This is a genomic window from Phytopseudomonas seleniipraecipitans (assembly GCF_900102335.1).
Taxonomy (GTDB): Bacteria; Pseudomonadota; Gammaproteobacteria; order Pseudomonadales; family Pseudomonadaceae; genus Aquipseudomonas; species Aquipseudomonas seleniipraecipitans.
On sequence record NZ_FNBM01000006.1, the window covers coordinates 123,893 to 145,867 of the forward strand.

Below are 21,975 nucleotides of genomic sequence, written 5' to 3' on the forward strand. Positions count from 1 at the left end.
CGACACCCGCTGAATGACAAAGGCCCCAATTCGGGGCCTTTGTGTTTCTTTAGCAACGCACCCGATAAACAAAAGGCCCCGTGTCGATGAGGACAACGGGGCCTTTTTTATTATCGCCCAGTTATGTGGCGCTGACGGGTGACAGAAACGCAGCTTCCAGCAGCTGCTGCGTGTAGGCGTGTTGCGGGGCGTGGAAGATCGACTCGGCATCTCCTTGCTCGACCACCTGGCCTTGTTTGACCACCATCAGTTGATGGCTGAGGGCTCTGACCACAGCCAGGTCATGACTGATGAACAGATAGGTCAGGTTGTATTTGCTCTGCAGCGCACGCAGCAGCTCCACCACCTGACGCTGCACGGTGCGGTCCAACGCCGACGTCGGTTCGTCCAGCAGAATCAACGCTGGCTTGAGCACCAGCGCCCGGGCAATGGCGATGCGCTGCCGTTGCCCACCCGAGAACTCGTGAGGGTAGCGATGGCGGCTCTCGGGATCCAGGCCCACCTCGAGAAGCGCGTCGATGATCGCTTGCTGCTGTTCAGCCGCATTGCCGATGCCGTGAATACGCAGCCCCTCGCCAACGATCATGCCCACGGTCATGCGGGGGCTCAGGCTGCCGAACGGGTCCTGGAACACCACCTGCATCTGGCGCCGGAAGGGGCGCACCTGATTTTGCGAGAGGCCATTCAACGCCTCGTTACCGAAACGGATCGCGCCCTGGCTGCCGATCAGGCGCAAGATAGCCAGCCCCAGCGTGGACTTGCCCGAGCCGCTTTCGCCAACGATTCCAAGAGTCTGCCCGCGCTGCAGGCTGAAGTTGATGCCATCCACAGCCTTTACGTGATCAACGGTGCGCCGTAGCAATCCCTTCTTGATCGGGAACCAGACACGCAGATCCTCGACTTCGAGCATGGTTTCGGCAGCGTGGGTAGTCACCGGGCCGCCATCCGGTTCGGCTGCCAGCAGCTCGCGGGTGTAGGGATGTTGTGGGCTTGTAAACAAGGCTTCGCAATCGGCCTGCTCGACCAGCTCGCCGTTCTGCATGACGCATACGCGGTTGGCGATGCGCCGCACCAGGTTGAGGTCATGGCTGATGATCAGCATGGCCATGCCCAGACGGGCCTGCAGATCCTTGAGCAGTTCGAGGATCTTCAACTGCACGGTGACATCAAGCGCCGTGGTCGGCTCGTCGGCAATCAACAGCTCCGGTTCGTTGGCCAGGGCCATGGCGATCATCACACGCTGACGCTGCCCGCCGGAGAGCTCATGTGGCAACGCCTTGAGGCGCTTCTGTGGCTCGGGGATGCCGACCAGCTCCAGCAGCTCCAGCGTGCGCCGAGTAGCAGCCTTGCCACTCAACCCCTTATGCAGGGCGAGCACCTCGTTGATCTGCTTCTCGATGCTGTGCAGCGGATTCAGCGACGTCATCGGCTCTTGAAACACCATGGCGATGCGGTTACCGCGGATACCACGCAGTTTCTTCTCGCTGAGCTTGAGCAGATCCTGATCGGCATAATGAATGGTGCCGCTGGGATGCTGCGCCTGGGGGTAGGGCAGCAAGCGCAGGATCGAGTGGGCGGTCACCGACTTGCCAGAGCCGCTCTCACCAACCAGTGCCAGTGTTTCGCCGCGGCGTATGTCGAAGCTGATGCTATTGACCACCTGCCGTCGGCTGTCGCCGTTGACGAATGCCACGGACAGGTCACGTACTTCGACGAGGTTTTCGGGATGAGTCATCTTATTTCCTCGGGTCGAAGGCATCGCGAGCGGCCTCGCCGATAAACACCAGCAGGCTGAGCATGATGGCCAGCACGGCGAATGCGCTCATGCCGAGCCAAGGCGCCTGCAGATTGGATTTGCCTTGCGCCACCAGTTCGCCGAGCGACGGTGAGCCGGCAGGCAGGCCGAAGCCGAGGAAGTCCAGCGCAGTGAGCGTGCCGATGGCGCCAGTGAGGATGAACGGCAGGAAGGTCATGGTCGACACCATGGCGTTGGGGAGGATATGTCGGAACATGATGGCGCCGTTACGCATGCCCAGCGCACGGGCTGCGCGCACGTATTCCAGATTGCGGCCACGCAGAAACTCTGCACGCACCACATCCACCAGGCTCATCCAGGAAAACAGCAACATCAGGCCCAGCAGCCACCAGAAGTTCGGCTGCACGAAACTGGCCAGGATGATCAGCAGGTACAGTACTGGCAGGCCGGACCAGATCTCCAGGATGCGCTGCCCGGTCAGGTCCACCCAACCGCCATAAAAGCCCTGCAGGGCACCGGCGACGACGCCGATCACCGAGCTGGCGAGGGTCAGGCTGAGGGCAAACAGCACGGAAATCCGGAACCCGTAGATCACCCGCGCAAGCACATCGCGGCCCTGGTCATCTGTGCCCAGCCAGTTGTCCGCTGAAGGCGGAGCGGGGGCCGGTACCGTGAGCTCATAGTTGATGCTCGAGTAGCTGAACGGAATGGGCGGCCAGACCATCCAGCCATCCTTTTTCTCGATCAGATCCTGGATATATGGGCTTTTATAATTGGCCTGTAGCGGAAATTCTCCGCCAAAGGTGGTTTCCGGGTAGCGCTTGAGTACCGGGAAATACAGCTCGCCGTCGTAGCTGACTACCAGTGGTTTGTCGTTGGCGATCAGCTCGGCGCCCAGGGTCACGAAGAACAGCGCGAGGAAAATCCACAGTGACCACCAGCCGCGTTTATGCGCTTTGAAGTGTTCGAAGCGTCGCTGATTGAGCGGGGATAGTGCCATGTCAGGCCTCCCGGCTTTCAAAGTCGATACGTGGATCGACCAGGGTATACGTGATATCGCCGATCAGTTTCACGACCAGTCCCAGCAAGGTGAAGATGAACAAGGTGCCGAAGACCACCGGATAGTCACGGTTGATCGCCGCCTCGAAGCTCAGTAGGCCGAGGCCGTCGAGCGAGAAGATCACCTCGATCAACAGCGAGCCGGTGAAGAACAGGCCGATGAACGCAGCCGGGAAACCCGCAATGATCAACAGCATGGCGTTGCGGAATACGTGGCCGTACAGCACGCGGGTGTTGCTCAGGCCCTTGGCACGTGCTGTGGTCACGTACTGTTTGTTGATCTCGTCGAGAAAGCTGTTCTTGGTCAGCAGGGTCAGGGTGGCGAAATTGCCAATCACCAACGCCGTTACCGGCAACGCCAGGTGCCAGAAATAATCGATTATCTTGCCGCTCAGGCTCAGTTCATCGAAGTTGCTCGACGTCAGGCCACGCAGCGGGAACCAGTCGTAATAGCTACCGCCTGCGAACAGCACGATCAACAGGATGGCAAACAGAAAGGCGGGGATCGCATAACCGATGATGATCGCCGAGCTGGTCCACACATCAAAGGCGCTGCCATGCCGGGTGGCCTTGGCAATCCCCAGCGGGATGGACACGAGGTACATGATCAACGTGCTCCATAACCCCAGGGAAATGGACACGGGCATCTTCTCGATGATCAGGTCGATGACTTTGGCGTCGCGAAAGAAACTCTCGCCGAAGTCGAGTTGTGCGTAGTTCTTGAGCATGATCCAGAAACGCTCCGGCGCCGACTTGTCGAAACCGTACATTTTCTCGATTTCGGCAATCAGTTCGGGATCGAGGCCTTGGGCGCCGCGGTAGTTGGATCCAGCGGTGGCCACTTCGCCACCGCCGCCTCCGGATATACGCCCCGTGGCGCCGCCGGAGGCCGCATCAAAGCCCTCGAGCTTGGCGATCATCTGTTCGACCGGACCGCCAGGCGCGGCCTGGATGATCACGAAATTGATCACTAGGATGCCGAAGAGGGTCGGGATGATAAGCAGCAGGCGCCGCAGAATATAAGCCAGCATCTAGCGTTCTTCCTGCTCGGTGGTGGGCTTGTCTTCGGGCGTTATCACTTCTCCAATAGGCTTTTCCTGCCACCAGTTCATCAGGCCGTAGTCATACAACGGCGATTTCTGCGGGTGGCCGAAACGCTTCCAGTAGGCCACACGATAGGCATCCACGTAATAGTTCGGAACCACGTAGTTGCCCCACAGCAGAACGCGATCTAGTGCCCTGGTGTGGGTGATCAGCGACTCACGCGAGTCGGCGCGGATCAGGCCGTCGACCAGCTGGTCGATGGCCGGGTCACGCAGGCCGATGAGGTTGCGGCTACCGGGGTTGTCGGCGCTGCTGGAATGCCAGAATTCGCGCTGTTCGTTGCCCGGAGAGCTGGACTGCGGCCAGATCGACGAAGTCATTTCAAAGTCCCGCGAGCGCAAGCGATTGACGTACTGGGACACGTCGACACGACGAATCTGCAGGTCGATGCCCAGTTCTGCGAGGTTGCGCTTGAAGGGCAGAATCACCCGCTCCAGGTTGGCCTGGTGATTGAGAAACTCGAACGCCAGCTGATTGCCGTTGGCATCGACCATCTTGTCGTTCTCGATACGGTAGCCTGCATCAGTCAGCAACTGATACGCACGGCGGGCCTGATCGCGGATGATGCCGCTACCATCGCTGACCGGTGGCTTGAACGTCTCGGTGAACACCCGATCGGGAATTTGCCCGCGCAGCGGCTCCAGCAATTTCAGCTCGGCTTCGCTGGGCAGGCCGGTAGCGGCCATTTCCGAGTTCTCGAAGTAGCTATGGGTGCGCTTGTAGGCGCCATAGAAGAGCTGCTTGTTGGCCCATTCAAAATCGAACAACAGGGCGATGGCCTCGCGCACCCGAGGGTCCTGAAACATGGGTTTGCGGATATTGAAGACGAAGCCTTGCATGCCAGCCGGATTGCGGTTGGGGAAGGCTTCCTGGACGAAGCGCCCGGCGCGAAGCGCTGGCGAGTTGTAGCCCGTGGCCCAGTCTTTGGCGGAGTACTCCAGGTTGACGTCGAACTGGCCGGCCTTGAACGCTTCCAGCGCGACGGCCATGTCGCGGAAGTACTCGATGCGGATCTCGTCGAAATTGTATTGGCCGCGGGCGACGGGCAGATCCTTGGCCCACCAGTCCTTGACCCGCTCGAAGCGAATCGAGCTGTTGGCCGAGAAGTCGGCGATGCGATAGGGGCCGCTGCCGAGCGGAATTTCCAGCCCGCCGCGCGAGAAGTCGCGACCGGCCCACCAGTGCTTGGGCAGTACCTGCAACTGGCCGAGAATCAGCGGTAGCTCGCGGTTGCCGGCATGCTTGAAGGTGAACCGCACGGTCCGCTCGTTTTCCGCCACCACCTGGGCGACGTCCGCGTAGTAATGGCGGTACATCGGGTCGCCATGCTCGATCAGTGCGTTGAAGGTGAAGATCACGTCCTCGGCGGTAACCGGCTCACCGTCATGGAACCGCGCCTTGGGGTTGAGAAAGAAACGCACGTAGCTGTCATCGGCAGCTTTCTCGACTTTCTCGGCCAATAACCCGTACTCGGTGAACGGCTCGTCGGGCGAATGGTAGGTCAGCGTGTCGTAGATCAGGCCCAGGCGATCGGCCGAGTTACCCTTGGGGATGAACGGGTTGAAGCTGTCGAAACCATTCAGGCCAGGCAAGCGCAGGATGCCGCCCTTGGGCGCGTCAGGATTGACGTAGTCGAAATGCTTGAAATTGGCAGGGTATTTGGGCGGCTCCCCGTACAGCGTCAGCGCGTGTTTGGGTGCGGCCTGGGTCAGGCTGGCGAGGCCAAGCAGCAGCAGGGCGCTGCCATGCATCAGAAATGAGCGCAGCGGACGCGTCATTGGGTGGTCTCCGTGGGTTTCAGCCACCACGTTCGCAACCCCAGCGTGTAGGGCGGCGTGGTGACGAAGGCAAAGCGGTTACGGTACGCCAGGCGGTGATAGTCGATGTACCAGTTGGGAATGGTGTAGTGCTGCCAGAGCATCACGCGATCCAGGGCGCGGGTCGCGGCCACTTGTTCGTTGCGGCTGCGGGCTGAGAGCAGTTTGTCGAGCAGGGCATCGACCACCGGGTCGCTGATGCCCGCGTAATTCTTGCCACCTTTTACGCTGGCCTGGCTGGAATGGAAGTACAGCGATTGCTCCAGGCCAGGGCTGAGGGTTTGCGGCAGGGTCAGCAGTATCATGTCGAATTCGAATTGGTCCAGGCGCTGCTTGTACTGGGCGCGGTCCACGGTTCTCAGGTTGGCCTGTATGCCGATGCTTGCCAGATTCTCGGTGAAGGGCTGCAGGATGCGTTCGAGGTTGGGGTTGACCAGCAATATCTCGAAGCGCAGCGCCTGCCCCTTGTCGTTGAGTAGACGCTGACCAGAGGGCTTCCAGCCGGCATCGGCCAATAGACCCAGAGCACGACGCATGGTTTCCCGGGGAATGCCGCGGCCATCGGTAATCGGCATCTGGAACGGCTCGGTGAAGAGCTGGGATGGCAACTGCGCGCGATAAGGTGACAGCAGCAGCCACTCAGCGCCCTTGGGTTTACCCTTGGCGGAGAACTCGCTGTTGGGGTAATAGCTGGCGGCGCGGGTGTAGGAGCCGTTGAAGAGCGTGCGATTGGTCCACTCGAAATCGAACATCAGGCCGAGGGCCTCGCGAACACGCACGTCCTCGAACGTGTTGCGCCGCGTGTTCATGAACAGCGCCTGGGTCTGGGTGGGAATCTGGTGGGGAATTTCTGCACGGACCACGTCGCCGCGAGTCACCGCCGGGAAGCGATAATTGTTCGCCCAGTTCTTCGCCTGCTGCTCAATGTACAGATCGAATTCGCCGGCCTTGAACGCTTCGAAAGCCACATGACTGTCGCGATAGAAATCCACTTCGACGCGATCGAAGTTGTACTTGCCACGGTTGACCGGTAACGACGCCCCCCACCAGTTTTCGACTCGCTCAAAGCTGAGGCTGCGCCCTGGATTGACCTGGGTAATTCGGTAAGGGCCGCTGCCCAGTGGCGGCTCGAACGTAGTGGCCTTGAAGTCCCGATCTTTCCAGTAGTGCTGCGGCAGCACAGGCAGTTCGCCGAGGCGCAGGATCAGCAGCGGGTTGTTCGAGCGCTTGAGCACGAAGCGCACACGGTGCCGATTGAGGATATCGACACGCTTCACCTCCTGCAGGTTGGTGCGGTACTGCGGGTGGCCTTCCTTGAGCAGTAGCCGGTAGGAGAACGCCACGTCGTAGGCAGTGATCGGCTTGCCATCGTGGAAGCGCGCTTCCGGGCGCAGGTTGAACACTACCCAGCTGCGGTCCTCGCTGTACTCGACGGATTGGGCAATCAGCCCATAGCTGGACGCGGGCTCGTCGCCAGAGGGGTCGTATTGGCCGGTACCGACCATCAACGGCTCGTTGAGCTCGGTGACGCCATATTGCAGGAAGTTGGCCGTGGCGACCGGGCTGGTGCCCTTGAAGGTGTAGGGGTTGAGGGTGTCGAAACTGCCCGCGGCCATGATTCGCAGGGTGCCGCCTTTGGGCGCTTCGGGATTGACCCAATCGAAGTGGGTGAAGCTGGCGGGATATTTGAGCGTGCCGAACTGCGCGTAGCCATGGCTTTCGCTGAGCGTTGCCAGGGCCGGGAAGCTGGTGGCCAGGCCGAAAATCAGCGAGAGGAGAGGGCGTCTCAAGTGCAATGTCCGATCCGGGGCCGCATAGATCGCCGTACAGTAACAGCTTGTCTGTACAGGAAAAAGGCCAGCCCCGGCCGCTTGCGTCATGTGTGTGGCATGAAGCTTCAGTCAGGCAGACGCAGGGTCAGCACCTGGCCAGGTTTCAGCGCCTTGCCGGTCCTTGGATTCCAGCTTTGCAGGCTCTTCATCTGTACATTGAAACGTTTGGCAATCAGGTGCAGCGAGTCGCCTTTGCGCACCTTGTAATAGGTCACGTCGTCACGCGAGAGCTGCGCAACTGAGGGGCGCTCGGTGGTACCGCGCACTTTCAGATCCTGGCCGACCCGCAATGCATTGCCTTTCAGTGCATTCCAATGCTGGATGTCGGTGACCGACACGCTGTGCGCTTTGGCGATCGTCCAGAGGTTGTCGCCGCTGCGTACCTGATAGGTGCGCGATGCCAGCGCAGTATTGCCGGCACGTTGCGGCGCTGCTTCCTGTGTTGGCTGAGCCGTGGTCGGCAGATTGATATGCTGGCCGACGCGCAAGGTACTACTGGCGAGCTGGTTGAGCTCCTTGATGCTGGCGACGCTCAGCTCGTAGCGGCTGGCGATACCATGCAGGTTGTCGCCCGGGCGCACCACGTATTCCTGCCAGTTGCGCAGGTCCTGAGGCTTGAGGGTCGACAGGTTGGCCGTCAGCAGCTCGACCTTCTCGGTTGGCACCAGCAGGTGCTGCGGGCCGTCCATGGTGATACGTTTTTTGAACGCCGGGTTGAGCAGGTACAGCTCGTCTTCATCGACCTCGGCGAGGGCTGCGATGCGCGACAGGTCCATGCGCTGCTTGAGCTCCACTTCTTCGAAGTAAGGCTCGTTGGCAATCGGGTTGAGGCTCACGCCGTAAGCGCCGGGCGCCATGATGACCTGAGACAGGGCCAGCAGTTTGGGAACGTAATTCTGGGTTTCCTGGGGCAGCGACAGGTTCCAGTAGTCAGTCGGCAAGCCAAGCTTCTGATTGCGCTCGATGGCGCGGCTGACGCGTCCTTCACCAGCATTGTAAGCTGCCAGCGCCAGTAGCCAGTCGCCGTTGAACATCTCGTGCAGGCGCGCCAGGTAATTCATGGCTGCCTGGGTGGAGGCCGTAACATCGCGACGGCCGTCGTACCAACTGGTCTGGCGCAGGTTGAAGTGACGGCCCGTAGACGGTATGAACTGCCACAGCCCAACAGCATTGGCTGGCGAGTAGGCGAACGGGTTGTAGGCGCTTTCGATCATCGGCAGCAGCGCCAACTCCATGGGCATGTTGCGCTCTTGCAGGCGTTCAACAATGTAATGAATGTAGGGGCTGCTGCGCTCACCGGACGTTTCCACGAAGGACGGGTTGCTGGCGAACCAAAGGCGCTGCTGCTCGATCCGCGGATTGACGCCAATGGTGTCCTGTAGTTGATAACCTGCCCGTACCCGCTCCCAAATGTCCTTGGGCTGCTCGGCTTGAGCCGCAGCATTGATCCAAAGGGGCTCTTGCGGCGTTCTGCCACTCAAATCGACAGTCGGGCCTGTATCGTTAACGGCCTGTTGGTCGAGGCTTTGGCAGCCACTGAGAACAGCGCAAATAGCCATGGCGAGCGCCGGGGAGCGCAAGGCCAATGCCTTTTGGTTCAACGAGTTACGGGGACAGGAAGGCATTGGTTAGTGGGGGTGTCCTGGATCGAAAGTCGGGGGATTCTAGAAACCGATCCAGGTGTGGTCAAGTTTTGACCAGTATTTTGCGGCCTAGTCGGCGCTTCAGAAATGATCTTTCCAGGCGCGCAGCGCGGCGAAAACCTCACCCTCACTGCCCATCGCGCGGCCTTCACGGCTGGTGACCATTTCTTTAACCGATGTTTCAGCAGCTCGTAAAAAGGGGTTGGTGGCGCGCTCCAACGCCAGTTGCGAAGGCAGGCTGATACGGCCCTGTTCACGCCATTCGCTAACTTGCTGCAAGCGTGCGGCAACGGCCGGATTGTCAGGCTCGACAGCGTGGGCGAAGCGCAGGTTGCTCAAGGTGTACTCATGGGCGCAGTACACCAGCGTACTGTCCGGCAATGCCGCCAGACGTTGCAGCGAATTGTGCATTTGCGCAGGTGAGCCTTCGAACAGCCGGCCGCAGCCGGCCGCGAACAGCGTATCGCCACAGAACAACCAGTGATGGTCGCCCTGATAGAAAGCAATGTGGCCTAGGGTATGACCGGGCACCTCGATGACCTGCAACGTGAGGCCAAGCACTTCTATGCGCTCGCCATCGACCAACGCCTGATCCCGGCCGGGGATGGTTTCATTCGCCGGGCCATGCACGCGCGCACCGGTCTCGCTGCGCAATTGCTCGACGCCGCCGACATGATCGGCGTGGTGGTGGGTGATCAGAATATCGCTCAAGGTCCAGTCGCTATGCGCCTGCAGCCAGGCCTTCACCGGCGCGGCGTCACCGGGGTCGACGACAGCGACGCGTTTGCTTTGCTGGTCCTGGAGCAGCCAGATGTAATTGTCTGAGAATGCGCTGAGGGCTTCGATCTTGATCATCAGGTGGTCGCCAAGCGGGGGACAAAGGTGCATCTTAGGTGTCATTGTTGAAGATGGCTATGCAGGTACTGTCCATGAGCAAGAATCCATGAACGACGATCCCTTTGCCCAGGCTGACGCCGATTGGCTGCAGTTGATTGGTGCGGCCCGTGAGTGGTTCACCAGCCCCTTAGGGCGGTTGCTGCTGGAGCAGGAGCAGCGCCTGCTGGACGAGGAACTGGCGCGCTTCTTCGGCGGCTACCTGGTGCACTACGGCCCGTGTGCCGAAACCTCCATCGACACACAGCAGATCCAGCGCAGCGTGCGCGTTGGCGCCCCGTTCGCGGGCGTCGAGATCGTCTGTGAAGAGCAGTCCTGGCCGCTGGTCGAGCATGCCGCCGACGTGGTGGTACTGCAGCACGGTCTGGACTTCTGCCAGTCCCCCCACGGCCTGCTGCGCGAGGCTGCGCGCAGCGTGCGCCCGGGCGGTCACCTGCTGGTGGTCGGCATCAACCCGCTGAGTGCCTGGGGCATCCGTCATCTGTTCGCCCATGACATCCTTCACGAGGCTCGTTGTATCGCGCCGGGGCGCCTTGGCGACTGGCTCAACCTGCTTGGCTTCGCGCTGGAGAAACGGCGCTTCGGATGTTATCGTCCGCCGCTTGCTTCCGCTGCCTGGCAGGCTCGGCTCGCCCCCCTGGAACGCTGGGGCGGCGCCTGGCAGTCGCCGGGTGGCGGTTTTTACGTATTGGTGGCGCGCAAGCTGGTGGTCGGCCTGCGCCCCCTGCGCCAGCCCCGTCGCGAACCGATGGGCAAGCTGGTGCCCATGCCGGTCGCCAAGGTCAGCCGTCGCGATAGCGAAGCGTCCTGATCCGGCAATCGCAACATCGATCAGACCATAGACGAAGGCGCTGAATGTCCGAACAAGTTGAGCTTTACACCGACGGTGCCTGCAAAGGCAATCCCGGCGTCGGTGGCTGGGGCGCATTGCTGGTGTTCCAGGGTGTGGAAAAGGAACTTTGGGGCGGCGAGGCCGTGACCACCAACAACCGCATGGAACTGATGGGGGCGATTCGCGGCCTGGCCGAGTTGAAACGTCCCTGTGACGTACGCCTGGTTACCGACTCGCAATACGTCATGAAGGGCATTCAGGAATGGATGCCCAACTGGAAGAAGCGTGGCTGGAAAACCGCTGCGAAAGAGCCGGTAAAGAATGCCGACCTGTGGCAGCAACTGGACGAGCAGGTCAACCGTCACAACGTGACCTGGCAGTGGGTGCGCGGCCACATTGGCCACCCAGGCAATGAACGCGCGGACCAGCTGGCCAACCGCGGCGTCGAAGACATCAGGAGCATGAAGCGTGCGTAGAGTTGTACTGGATACTGAAACTACCGGTATGCCGGTTAGCGATGGTCACCGGGTCATCGAAATCGGCTGTGTCGAGGTCGAGGGGCGTCGCCTGACCGGGCGGCACTTCCATGTGTACCTGCAGCCCGATCGTGATATCGATGAAGGCGCTATCGCCGTTCACGGCATCACCAGCGAAGACCTCAAGGACAAACCGCGCTTCAAAGACGTTGCCGACGAGTTCTACGAGTTCATCAAGGGCGCGCAGCTGATCATCCACAATGCGCCGTTCGACGTGGGCTTTCTGGCCAATGAGTTCTCGCTGATCGGCCAGCACGAGCGCGCGGACCTCGCCTCGTATTGCGACGTGCTGGACAGCCTGCAGATGGCCCGCGAGCGCCATCCGGGCCAGCGCAACAGCCTCGATGCGCTGTGCAAACGCTATGGCGTCGACAACTCCGGCCGCGAGCTGCACGGCGCCTTGCTCGACTCCGAGATTCTTGCCGACGTCTATCTGGCGATGACCGGTGGGCAGACCAATCTTTCGCTGGCGGGTGATGGTTCCGAAGGTGACGGCAACGGCCGTCAGCAGCCGACACCGATTCGCCGCCTGCCCGCCGACCGGGCCCAGGGTGTGGTGATTGCCGCCAGCGCCGAAGATATCGCCGCTCATGTCGCGCGCCTGGCGGCAATCGAGAAGGCCGCCGGCGCCCCCGCGCTGTGGGCGCAGATGGAAGAGGGCGCCGCCTCCTGATCGGCGAATTGCGACCTTTTCGTACAGCTGCGCTTGCAGGGGGTTCCGTCCTTTCCGGCGAGCCTCTACCCTGAGGACACAGCGGGTCGATCCCGTGTGACCTCAGGTGTAGCTGATGTACAAAGACCTCAAGTTCCCGGTACTCATCGTTCATCGTGATATCAAGGCCGATACCGTGGCCGGCGAGCGTGTACGGGCCATCGCCCAAGAACTGGAGCAGGACGGTTTCACCATTCTGCCCACGGCCAGTTCTGCGGAGGGGCACATCGTCGCTTCTACCCATCATGGCCTGGCGTGCATCCTGGTCGCCGCCGAGGGCGCTGGGGAAAATCGCCACTTGCTGCAGGACATGGTCGAGCTGATTCGCATCGCTCGTCGACGCGCGCCGCAGCTACCGATTTTCGCCCTTGGCGAGCAGGTCACCATCGAGAACGCGCCGGCCGAAGCCATGGCCGACCTCAATCAGCTGCGCGGCATTCTCTACCTGTTCGAAGATACCGTGCCGTTCCTGGCCCGGCAGGTGGCGCGAGCTGCGCGCAATTACCTCGATGGCTTGTTGCCGCCGTTCTTCAAGGCGCTGGTGCAGCACACCTCGCAGTCCAACTATTCCTGGCATACGCCTGGCCATGGCGGGGGGGTGGCCTACCGCAAGAGTCCGGTGGGCCAGGCGTTTCACCAGTTCTTCGGGGAAAACACGCTGCGCTCCGATCTGTCGGTGTCGGTGCCCGAACTCGGGTCGCTGCTCGACCACACCGGCCCGCTGGCGGCCGCCGAGGAGCGTGCCGCCCGCAACTTCGGCGCCGACCACACCTATTTCGTGATCAACGGCACCTCGACCGCCAACAAGATCGTCTGGCATTCGATGGTCGGCCGTGACGACCTAGTGCTGGTGGATCGCAACTGCCACAAATCGATTCTCCACGCGATCATCATGACCGGCGCGATTCCGCTATACCTCTCGCCGGAGCGCAACGAGCTGGGGATCATCGGGCCGATTCCGCTGAGCGAGTTCTCCCGCGAGTCTATCCAGGCCAAGATCGATGCCAGCCCGCTGGCGCGCGGCCGGGAGCCCAAGGTCAAGCTCGTGGTGGTGACCAACTCGACTTACGACGGGCTGTGCTACAACGCCGAACTGATCAAGCGCACCCTGGGCGACTCGGTCGAGGTGCTGCATTTCGATGAGGCCTGGTACGCCTACGCCGCGTTCCATGAGTTCTACGCCGGCCGCTACGGAATGGGCACCACACGTGAGGCCGGCGGCCCGATGGTGTTCACTACGCATTCGACTCACAAGCTGCTGGCAGCCTTCAGTCAGGCGTCGATGATTCACGTGCAAGAGGGCGGCGCGGGCACCGGTGTGCGCAAGCTTGATCGCGATCGCTTCAATGAAGCTTTCATGATGCACATTTCCACGTCGCCGCAGTACGGCATCATCGCCTCGCTGGACGTCGCCTCGGCGATGATGGAAGGGCCGGCCGGGCGTTCACTGATCCAGGAAACCTTCGACGAAGCCTTGAGTTTCCGCCGTGCCCTCGCCAACCTCGGGCAGAGCCTGAGCAGCGAGGATTGGTGGTTCAGTATCTGGCAGCCACCACAGACCGAAGGCGCCGATGATGTATCCACGACGGACTGGCTGCTGCAGCCCGAAGCTGATTGGCACGGTTTCGGTGACGTGGCCGAGGACTACGTGCTGCTCGACCCGATCAAGGTGACGCTGGTGATGCCCGGCCTGACCGCCGGCGGCCGCCTGGATGACCGCGGCATTCCCGCTGCGGTGGTCAGCAAGTTCCTCTGGGAGCGTGGCCTGGTGGTCGAGAAAACCGGCCTGTACTCGTTCCTCGTGCTGTTTTCCATGGGCATTACCAAAGGCAAATGGAGCACGCTGCTGACCGAACTGCTGGAGTTCAAGCGCAGCTACGACGCCAACCTGCCATTGACCAGCGTGCTGCCTTCCATCGCCAGGGACGGTGGCAGCCGCTACCAGGGCATGGGCCTGCACGACCTCTGCGATGCGCTGCACGATTGCTACCGAGAGAACGCCACCGCCAAATCGCTCAAGCGCATGTACACCGTGCTGCCTGAGATCGCCTTGAAGCCGGCCGACGCCTACAACCAGCTGGTGCGCGGTGAGGTGGAAGAAGTGTTGGTCGACGATGTGCAAGGGCGCATCGCGGCAGTGATGCTGGTGCCTTATCCGCCGGGTATTCCGCTGATCATGCCTGGCGAGCGCTTCACCACGGAAACACGCTCGATCATCGATTACTTGCGCTTCGCTCAGGCATTCGAGCAGCGCTTCCCCGGTTTCGATGCCGACGTACACGGGCTGCAGCGCCATGAGGGCGATCAGGGCCGCTATTACACCGTGGATTGCATCACGCAAGCGTGAAACGACATAAATGCGCCATATTGGCGCATTCGCTTGAGCGAGGCGTGCTGCACGTCACACCGGGTGTGATCGACTTTCCAGCCGCGCTTGCTATAGTTGCGCGGTTCCCAGTAACCGCCATCACGGGGCCATTAGTGCCGCCGTTGCCCCTATGATCCATAGCGCTCAGCGCTTGCTGCCGAGGATGACTGTCATGGCCGACTATCAGGCTTTTCGCGTCGAGTTGGCTGACAAGGTCGCCCATGTGGTTATCAATCGCCCGGAAAAGATCAACGCGATGAACGCCGCCTTCTGGACGGAGATCATCGACATTTTCCGTTGGGTCGATGAGACCGATGAAGTCCGCGTCGTGGTGTTATCCGGCGCAGGAAAGCACTTTTCTTCCGGCATCGACCTCAGCCTGCTGGCGCAAATCGGCAGCCAGTTGGGCACGGACGTCGGGCGCAACGCGCAGACCCTGCGGCGCAAGATTCTCGAGCTGCAGGCCTCGTTCAATGCTGTCGACCAGTGCCGCAAGCCGGTGCTGGCCGCGATCCAGGGCTATTGCCTCGGTGGCGCCATCGACCTCGTGTCGGCGTGCGACATGCGTTATTGCGCCGAAGACGCGCAGTTCGCCATCAAGGAGATCGATGTCGGTATGGCTGCCGATGTCGGGACCCTGCAGCGTCTGCCAAGAATTATCGGCGATGGCATGATGCGCGAGCTGGCGTTCACGGGGCGCACGGTTGGTGCGGCGGAAGCCCGTCAGATTGGCCTGGTCAACCAGGTTTTTGCCGACCTCGATGGCCTGCAGACTGGGGTAATGGATATCGCTCGGCTGATCGCCGCAAAATCGCCAATTGCCGTGCGCGGTACCAAGGAAATGATTCGCTATATGCGCGATCATCGCGTCGACGACGGGCTTGAGTACGTCGCGACCTGGAACGCCGCCATGCTGCAGTCAGTCGACCTGCGTGTGGCCATGGCGGCTCACATGAGCAAGCAAAACCCGGAATTCGCTGACTGATGTCGGCTTTATCACTTATGCGAGAGGCACAATAGCGGATGGTTTCTGGAGCATCGTCACTGGGGCTGGTTCGCGACGAACTGTTCGCCACGATCGAAGAGGCCGAGGCGAGCCTCGAGCAGTTCATTGTCGAGCGCAATAACGGCAGCCTGTTGCAACAGGCCGTGGACAACCTGCATCAGGTGCGCGGCACGCTCAATCTGATCGAGCTGACCGGCGCCGAGCTGCTTGCCCAGGAAGTACTCGACCAGGCCACCGATATTCCCGCTGGTGTCGGTCAGGAGCGCGACGCTCAACTGGCGGCGCTGAGTAACGCCCTGCATGTGCTGCGCCGTTATCTCGAAGGCCTCGATGTGCATCGTCAAGAGATGCCCGAGCTGCTGCTGCCGGCAATCAACGATCTGCGCCAGGCCTGCCGGCAACCGCCGCTGCCGGAGAGCTTCTTTTTCAGCGTGCGCCTCGACCAGGCTCGCCCACGCATGGCGCCGCCGGCGCTGGATGCTGCGGCGAAGGAGAGCGAAGGCCGTCGGCTGCGGCAGATGTATCAGGTCGGCCTGCTGGGCTTCATCCGTGAGCAGAACCCTGCCGCCAGCATGAAGTTGATGGGCCGCGCCATGGGCCGCCTGGACAAACTGTTTGCCAACGAGCCCCGCGGGCGCCTGTGCTGGTTGAGCGCTGCTGCCCTTGAAGCACAGAACGATGGGCAGCTGTTGCCGCGCAAGTCGCGTAAGCAGCTGTTCTCGCGTATCGACCGCGAATTGCGGCAAATGCTGATCAATGGCGCCTACGAGCCACCGCGCAGCCTGCTCAAGGAGCTGCTGTATCTGGTCGCGCTTTCCGGCGGCCAGGGTCCGATGGCTGCTGAGGTGCGTGAGCTGTTTGGCATCACCGCGCTGCCGTTCACCGACCACCTTCTCGAAGAGGAATACCAGCGTCTGTCTGGGCCGGGCAAGGCTGTCATGCGCTCGCTGAGTTCGGCGATTCGCGAGGAGCTGGCCAGCGTCAAGGACCTGCTCGACCTGATCGAACGGGGCACCTTGCAGGGCGATGGCTTGAGCAGCCTGCATGCGCTGCTGGGCAAACTGAGCAAGACCCTGGCGATGGTTGGGCTCAGCTCGGCCGGCAATTCGCTGGCCACCCAGCTGCCGACGGTCAACAAGTGGTGCGAGGGCACACCTGCCGAGGCGGATGAGCTGATCACCCTGGCAGACGCTGTGCTGTACGTCGAAGGCATGGTGGCGACCCTGGAGCGCGGCGAGCGCGTCAGCCTGCCGCGGCCCGAGCCAGAGCTGTGCACCTTTGCCCAGCATCAACTCTTCGAGGCGCGCGTTGTCGTGCTTGATGAAGCCCGCGCTGGGCTGGCCCTGGCGAAACGGGCGATCACCGCTTACCTCGAAGCGGCGGGCGACCGTATGCACCTCGCCAACGTACCGTTCAGCTTGCAGGCTGTGCGTGGCGGCCTGTGGTTTCTTGGCCAGGAGCGCGCCGCGGTACTGGTCGGAGCCTGTGCCGACTACATCCAGACGCAGATGCTCGACGCCGAGCAGATGCCCGCAGAAGCGCGTCTGGAAGTGCTCGCCGATGCATTGAGTAGCCTTGAATATTACCTGGAAGCCGATACCGGGCTGGCGCAACCGAGCGTGCTGGATCTGGCCACCGAAAGCGTACGCGCGCTGGGCCAGGAGATAGCGGCGTGATGCCGACTCGCTGGTTGCCCGAACTGCTGGATTGTGAACAGCCTGGTGGCTTGGCTGTGGTACATCATCGCCAGCACTTCCTGAGCGATTCCAGCGGGCTTTTCTTTCCACGCGCCTGGTTGAAAAAACAGGACTTGCCGGCGATTGCCGAGCACGGCCTCGGGCACTTCCGGGGCGAGCCGCTTTACCTGATCGAACTCGACCACAAGGCCGAACTCCCAGGCTGCAGCTGGCAGGGGCTGCGACAGATCATGCTGGAAGGCGACAGCGAGCTGTTCCAACTGCTCGGTTACGCCGCGCAGATCGGCACCTGGGCCAGCGACAATCGATTCTGTGGCGGCTGCGCCACTCCCATGGAACTGGTCGCTGGCGAGCGCGCCATGCATTGCCCACGCTGCAACCTGCGCCAGTATCCGCAGCTATCGCCGAGCATGATCGTGCTGGTCACCCGCGGTGACGAAGTACTCTTGGCCCGTTCACCGCGCTTCGTTACCGGGGTGTACAGCACGCTGGCCGGGTTCGTCGAACCCGGCGAGTCGGTCGAGCAGTGCGTGGCTCGGGAAGTCCGTGAAGAGGTCGGCGTAGAAGTCTGTGACATCGAGTACCAGGGCAGCCAGAATTGGCCATTCCCCCACTCGCTGATGCTCGGCTTCCATGCTCGCTATGCCGGTGGCGAGATCGTCCGGCAAGAGGCGGAAATCGAAGACGCACGCTGGTTTTCCATCCACGAGATGCCACCTCTGCCGGCATCTCGCTCGATTGCCCGTTATCTGATCGATTTGTACGTCGCGCGACGCTTAGGGCTGGCCGAACCAGTGCTGCCAGGCTAGGCGTACGGTCAGCGCGAGTACCACCGCGATAAATACCGGACGGATGAATTTCGAACCGCCACCGATAGCGGTGCGTGCGCCGAGGAAGGCGCCTGCCATCAGCGCAAGGCCCATGCACAAGCCCAGCACCCAGGCCACCTGGCCGGCGGCAATGAACACCACCAGTGCACAGGCATTGCTGACGAAGTTCATGCTGCGCGCCACACCGCTGGCACGCAGCAGATCCAGCGGATAAAGCAGCAGCGTACTGACCGTCCAGAAGGCACCGGTGCCTGGACCCGCCACGCCGTCATAAAAACCCAGGCTCAGACTCTGTGGCCACTGCCGCTTTTTAGCGATAGGCCGGTCAGCGTCCAACGGGGCCGCTGGCGTTTTGCCAAACAGCAAATACAGGCCGCAGGCGAAGACCACCACCGGCAGCATCTGATTGAGCCATTCGGCCGGCATCCAATGCACCACCACTGCGCCGATCGCCGAACCTACAGCGGTGCCGATCAGCGCATTGCGCCACTGCCGCGGTACGAACAACTTGCGACGGTAGAAGGTATAGCTGGCAATCGCGGCGCCAAACGTCGAGCTGAGTTTGTTGGTACCCAGCACCAGGTGCGGCGGCAGGCCGGCGGTGAGCAGCGCTGGAATGGTCAGCAGGCCACCACCGCCTGCGATGGCGTCGATAAATCCGGCAATGAAAGCGACCAGGGCAAGCAGTAGCAGCGTCGTGGGATCGACAGCCATTTCAAAGGGGAAGGGCATAAAAAGCGACCTGTATCCAATTGTGCGGTGGCGGCGCTATTCGCAGAGGAATGCGCTGCGCATAATGCCGACATTTTCTCGCACAAGGAATTGATTCCATGCAGTACAACGGTCTTGCCTGGGCAACAGCCCTGCTGGCGTTGCTGGTGCTGTTCGTCGCGGTTCGGGTGTTATTCGGCGGGCGCTGGTTTCTGGCCTGGTTGCGGGGTACCTGCGGGCTGGTGTTTCTCGCCCTGGCGGTGATGGTAGGGCTGGTGGCTTACGATTTGAGCCGCTACGACCCGTACCCGACAGATAAGCCATTGCTGACCCTGAGCTTCCACCGTAGCGGCAACCTTTATCAGGTCGACATTCTCGAAAACGGCGTTCAGCGCAGCGTCAATCTTGAGGGTGATCTCTGGCAGTTGGATGTGCGTCTACTGCAGTGGAAAGGGCTGGCGGCGTTGATCGGGCTGGAGCCGGGCTATCGCCTCGAAAAGCTCGATAGCCGCTTTTTGGCTATCGAGCAACAGACCCAGGCTCGTTACACGCAGGCTGAATTGACCCAGAGCCTATATGGCGTCGATTTGTGGCGCTGGCTGCGCCTGGGCCAGCATGACCTGTTGATGTTCGATGCCCAGGCTCGCCGCGTGACTTACCTGCCGATTGCTGAAGATGCGGTGTTCAATATCAGCCTCACGCCCACCGGCCTGCTGGCACAGCCGATGAACCAGGCTGCCCACCAGGCCCTGCAGGACTGGCAGTAAGGCGCCGACTCGGGGCACCGCTTTCAGGACAGGAAGCCGCCGTCTACATTCAACGCCACACCCGTGGTGTAGCTGGAGGCATCGCTGGCCAGGTAAAGCACTGCGCCGGCCATTTCGCTCGGGTCGGCCACGCGCTTGAGCGGAATGCGTTGCAACGCGAAGTTGAGGATCGCCTCATTCTTGGTCAGTGCTGAGGCGAAGCGCGTGTCAGTGAGGCCGGGAAGCAGTGCGTTACAGCGAATGCCGAACTGCGCGCATTCCTTGGCGAAGACTTTGGTCATGCTGATCACGGCGGCCTTGGTCACCGAATAGATGCCCTGGAACTCGCCCGGTGACACGCCATTGATCGAGGCGACGTTAATGATGCTGCCGCCACCGTTTTCCTTCATCAGCTTGCCGCCTTCGATGGACATGAAGTAATAGCCGCGAATATTCACGTCGACGGTTTTCTGAAAGGCGCCAAGGTCAGTGTCCAGCACGTTGCAGAATTGCGGGTTGGTAGCGGCGTTATTGACCAGGATATCGAGGCGGCCGAAGCGATTGCGTATCTCTTCGAACACCGCTTTGATCTGCTCCATTTCACCGATATGGCAGGCCATCGCCACGGCTTTGCCGCCCTTGGCGATGATCGCGTCGGCCACCGTCTGGCAGTCATCCAGTTTGCGGCTGGCGACGATCACTTCGGCGCCTTGTTGAGCCAGCAGGTGGGCGATCGCTTCACCGATCCCGCGGCTGGCACCGGATACGAAGGCAATCTTGCCGTCGAGGTCGAACAACTGGGTCTTGGACATGGCGTGAGCCTCTCTCAAAGGTTGGCGTCAAAGTGACGAGCGGGCGGTGACCCCAAGGGCCATCTGCTCGAGCAATGCGTTCATCTGCACGAAAGGGGCGAAACGCTTGTCGGCGGTCTGCCCGTGGTAGTAGCGGTAGTAGATCTGCTGGACGATGCCAGCGAGACGGAACAGCCCGTAGATGTAGTAAAAGTCGAAATTATTGATTTCGATGCCGGCGCGTTGCGCGTAATAGTCTACGAACGCCTGGCGCGTCAGCATGCCGGGGGCGTTGCTCGGTTGCCGGCGTATCAGTTGCACCGGCGCCGGGTCGTCTGCCTCGATCCAGTAAGCCAGCGTGTTGCCCAGATCCATCAGTGGGTCGCCCAGCGTGGTGAGCTCCCAGTCGAGCACGCCGATGATGCGCATCGGGTCTTGCGGGTCGAGGATCACGTTGTCGAAGCGGTAATCGTTATGGACGATTGCCGGCTGTGGGTGATCGGCGGGCATTTTTTCCTGCAGCCAGTCTCTGACTTCCTGCCACAGTGGTGCGTCCGGCGTGCGGGCATTGTCGTAGCGCTGGTTCCAGCCGCTGATCTGGCGCGCCACGTAGCCGTCGGGTTTGCCGAGATCGCCTAGCCCGCAACGTTGGTAGTCGACCTGATGCAGCTCCACCAGCCGGTCGATGAAACTCTTGCACAGAGTGGTCGTTTGCGCGGGTGTGAATGCCAGCTCGGCGGGCAGGTCGGCGCGCAGGATGATGCCTTCGACCCGCTCCATGACATAGAACTCGGCGCCGATCACCGACTCATCGGTGCAGTGCACAAAGGCCTGCGGGCAATAAGGGAAGACATCTCGCAGTTTGTTGAGAATGCGAAACTCGCGACCCATGTCGTGGGCCGATTTGGCCTTGCTGCCGAACGGCGGGCGGCGCAGCACCAGGTCCTGATCGGCATAGCGCAGCAAGTAAGTGAGATTGGAAGCGCCACCGGGAAACTGGCTGATCTGCGGTTCGCCACGCAAGTCGGCGATATGGGCCTTGAGATAGCCATCGATACAACGCGTATCGAGTTCCTCGCCTTGGCGAATGGCGCTGGAGCGGTCGGTGAGTGTCATCCCTATCCCTTCTACTTGTCGTTGGCGGTGATGAGCGGGCCAATCTAATCAGCCCTTGACGCTGCTACAAGCCCGGCACGGGCTTATCTATCTGGCTGTTGGCGGCGGATCAAGGCGGCTGATACGCGTGCGCGGCAGGCCAAAAAAAAACCGGAATCCATCGACTCCGGTTTTCGTTGTAGAACCCGTGGGCCTGGCACTCAGACCGGGAACAGTTCGCTCAGCTTGAGCGCCAGCATCATGTCGCCTTCGGCGCGCAGCTTGCCGGCCATGAATGCCTGCATGCCATCGGTTTCACCGGTGGTGATGCCCTTGAAGGTTTCCTTGTCCATGATCAGGGTGACGTTGGCGTCTGGGCTGTCGCCCTGTTTGACGTCACAGGTGCCGTCCTTGACGATCAGGTAGTGGTTGTCGGCATCTTCGATGTTGAACTGAAACACCAGGTCCAGGCCTTCGGCGGCGCTTGGGTTGAACTTGGCCTGCATGGTTTGGACGATGTCTGCGACGCTCATGGTGGTTTCCTTT

19 protein-coding genes are annotated in these 21,975 nt (G+C 61.3%); 8 read left to right on the forward strand and 11 right to left on the reverse strand.

The features are described from left to right. Positions 1-121: 121 nt before the first annotated feature. From BLS60_RS14205 to gloB, 7 genes are all read right to left on the reverse strand, one after another. A complete protein-coding gene (locus BLS60_RS14205; RefSeq protein WP_070883382.1) occupies positions 122-1,735 on the reverse strand; it encodes an ABC transporter ATP-binding protein in 1,614 nt (537 codons plus the stop codon). Between the two features lies 1 nt (position 1,736). Next, positions 1,737-2,756 (reverse strand): ABC transporter permease, encoded by a 1,020-nt coding sequence (locus BLS60_RS14210; RefSeq protein ID WP_070883381.1) that lies wholly within the window; start codon positions 2,754-2,756, stop codon positions 1,737-1,739. Position 2,757: 1 nt separating this feature from the next. After that, positions 2,758-3,846 (reverse strand): microcin C ABC transporter permease YejB, encoded by a 1,089-nt coding sequence (locus BLS60_RS14215; protein ID WP_092369206.1) that lies wholly within the window; start codon positions 3,844-3,846, stop codon positions 2,758-2,760. Beyond that, positions 3,847-5,697, reverse strand: coding sequence for an extracellular solute-binding protein (locus BLS60_RS14220; RefSeq protein WP_092369209.1), 1,851 nt, complete (start codon positions 5,695-5,697; stop codon positions 3,847-3,849). Continuing rightward, a complete protein-coding gene (locus BLS60_RS14225) occupies positions 5,694-7,526 on the reverse strand; it encodes an extracellular solute-binding protein (protein ID WP_092369500.1) in 1,833 nt (610 codons plus the stop codon). Before BLS60_RS14225 ends, BLS60_RS14220 begins: the two co-directional genes overlap by 4 nt. 107 nt (positions 7,527-7,633) lie before the next feature. Beyond that, positions 7,634-9,193, reverse strand: a complete 1,560-nt coding sequence (locus BLS60_RS14230; RefSeq protein ID WP_092369212.1) for a LysM peptidoglycan-binding domain-containing protein — start codon at positions 9,191-9,193, stop codon at positions 7,634-7,636. 99 nt (positions 9,194-9,292) lie between these two features. Further along, on the reverse strand, positions 9,293-10,066 hold the full coding sequence (gene gloB / locus BLS60_RS14235; protein ID WP_092369215.1) for a hydroxyacylglutathione hydrolase: 774 nt from the start codon (positions 10,064-10,066) through the stop codon (positions 9,293-9,295). A gap of 88 nt (positions 10,067-10,154) precedes the next feature. Here gloB and BLS60_RS14240 point away from each other — a divergent pair, with 88 nt between their 5' ends. The 7 genes from BLS60_RS14240 to nudC all read left to right on the forward strand — a co-directional run bounded on the left by BLS60_RS14240 (position 10,155) and on the right by nudC (position 18,065). Continuing rightward, positions 10,155-10,916, forward strand: coding sequence for a class I SAM-dependent methyltransferase (locus BLS60_RS14240; RefSeq protein ID WP_092369218.1), 762 nt, complete (start codon positions 10,155-10,157; stop codon positions 10,914-10,916). 44 nt (positions 10,917-10,960) lie between these two features. Further along, positions 10,961-11,413 (forward strand): ribonuclease HI, encoded by a 453-nt coding sequence (gene rnhA, locus BLS60_RS14245; protein ID WP_042552587.1) that lies wholly within the window; start codon positions 10,961-10,963, stop codon positions 11,411-11,413. Continuing rightward, positions 11,406-12,146: a DNA polymerase III subunit epsilon gene (gene dnaQ, locus BLS60_RS14250; protein WP_092369221.1), complete on the forward strand. Its 741-nt coding sequence runs from the start codon at positions 11,406-11,408 to the stop codon at positions 12,144-12,146. Before rnhA ends, dnaQ begins: the two co-directional genes overlap by 8 nt. A 115-nt stretch (positions 12,147-12,261) precedes the next feature. Then, complete coding sequence (locus BLS60_RS14255) at positions 12,262-14,532, forward strand: Orn/Lys/Arg family decarboxylase (RefSeq protein WP_092369224.1); 2,271 nt, start codon at positions 12,262-12,264, stop codon at positions 14,530-14,532. 193 nt (positions 14,533-14,725) lie between these two features. Beyond that, on the forward strand, positions 14,726-15,538 hold the full coding sequence (locus tag BLS60_RS14260; RefSeq protein ID WP_092369227.1) for a crotonase/enoyl-CoA hydratase family protein: 813 nt from the start codon (positions 14,726-14,728) through the stop codon (positions 15,536-15,538). Positions 15,539-15,576: 38 nt separating this feature from the next. Beyond that, a complete protein-coding gene (locus tag BLS60_RS14265; RefSeq protein ID WP_092369230.1) occupies positions 15,577-17,235 on the forward strand; it encodes a FimL-related protein in 1,659 nt (552 codons plus the stop codon). Next, complete coding sequence (gene nudC / locus BLS60_RS14270) at positions 17,235-18,065, forward strand: NAD(+) diphosphatase (protein WP_092369233.1); 831 nt, start codon at positions 17,235-17,237, stop codon at positions 18,063-18,065. The genes BLS60_RS14265 and nudC overlap by 1 nt, the downstream gene beginning before the upstream one ends. Here nudC and BLS60_RS14275 read toward each other — a convergent pair. Continuing rightward, positions 18,033-18,818: a TSUP family transporter gene (locus BLS60_RS14275; RefSeq protein ID WP_070883371.1), complete on the reverse strand. Its 786-nt coding sequence runs from the start codon at positions 18,816-18,818 to the stop codon at positions 18,033-18,035. The two genes, nudC and BLS60_RS14275, sit on opposite strands and share 33 nt — an antisense overlap. 98 nt (positions 18,819-18,916) lie before the next feature. Between BLS60_RS14275 and BLS60_RS14280 the strand changes: the two genes are divergently transcribed. Next, complete coding sequence (locus BLS60_RS14280; protein WP_092369236.1) at positions 18,917-19,564, forward strand: hypothetical protein; 648 nt, start codon at positions 18,917-18,919, stop codon at positions 19,562-19,564. A gap of 23 nt (positions 19,565-19,587) precedes the next feature. On the opposite strand, the gene BLS60_RS14285 is transcribed toward BLS60_RS14280, so the two are convergent. The 3 genes from BLS60_RS14285 to BLS60_RS14295 form a co-directional block, all read right to left on the reverse strand. After that, entirely contained in the window at positions 19,588-20,355 is a 768-nt protein-coding gene (locus tag BLS60_RS14285) for an SDR family oxidoreductase (RefSeq protein WP_070883369.1), read from the reverse strand. A 27-nt stretch (positions 20,356-20,382) separates the two neighbouring features. Further along, a complete protein-coding gene (locus BLS60_RS14290; protein ID WP_092369239.1) occupies positions 20,383-21,450 on the reverse strand; it encodes a phosphotransferase family protein in 1,068 nt (355 codons plus the stop codon). A gap of 200 nt (positions 21,451-21,650) precedes the next feature. After that, complete coding sequence (locus BLS60_RS14295; protein WP_042552596.1) at positions 21,651-21,962, reverse strand: SCP2 sterol-binding domain-containing protein; 312 nt, start codon at positions 21,960-21,962, stop codon at positions 21,651-21,653. Positions 21,963-21,975 lie beyond the last annotated feature (13 nt).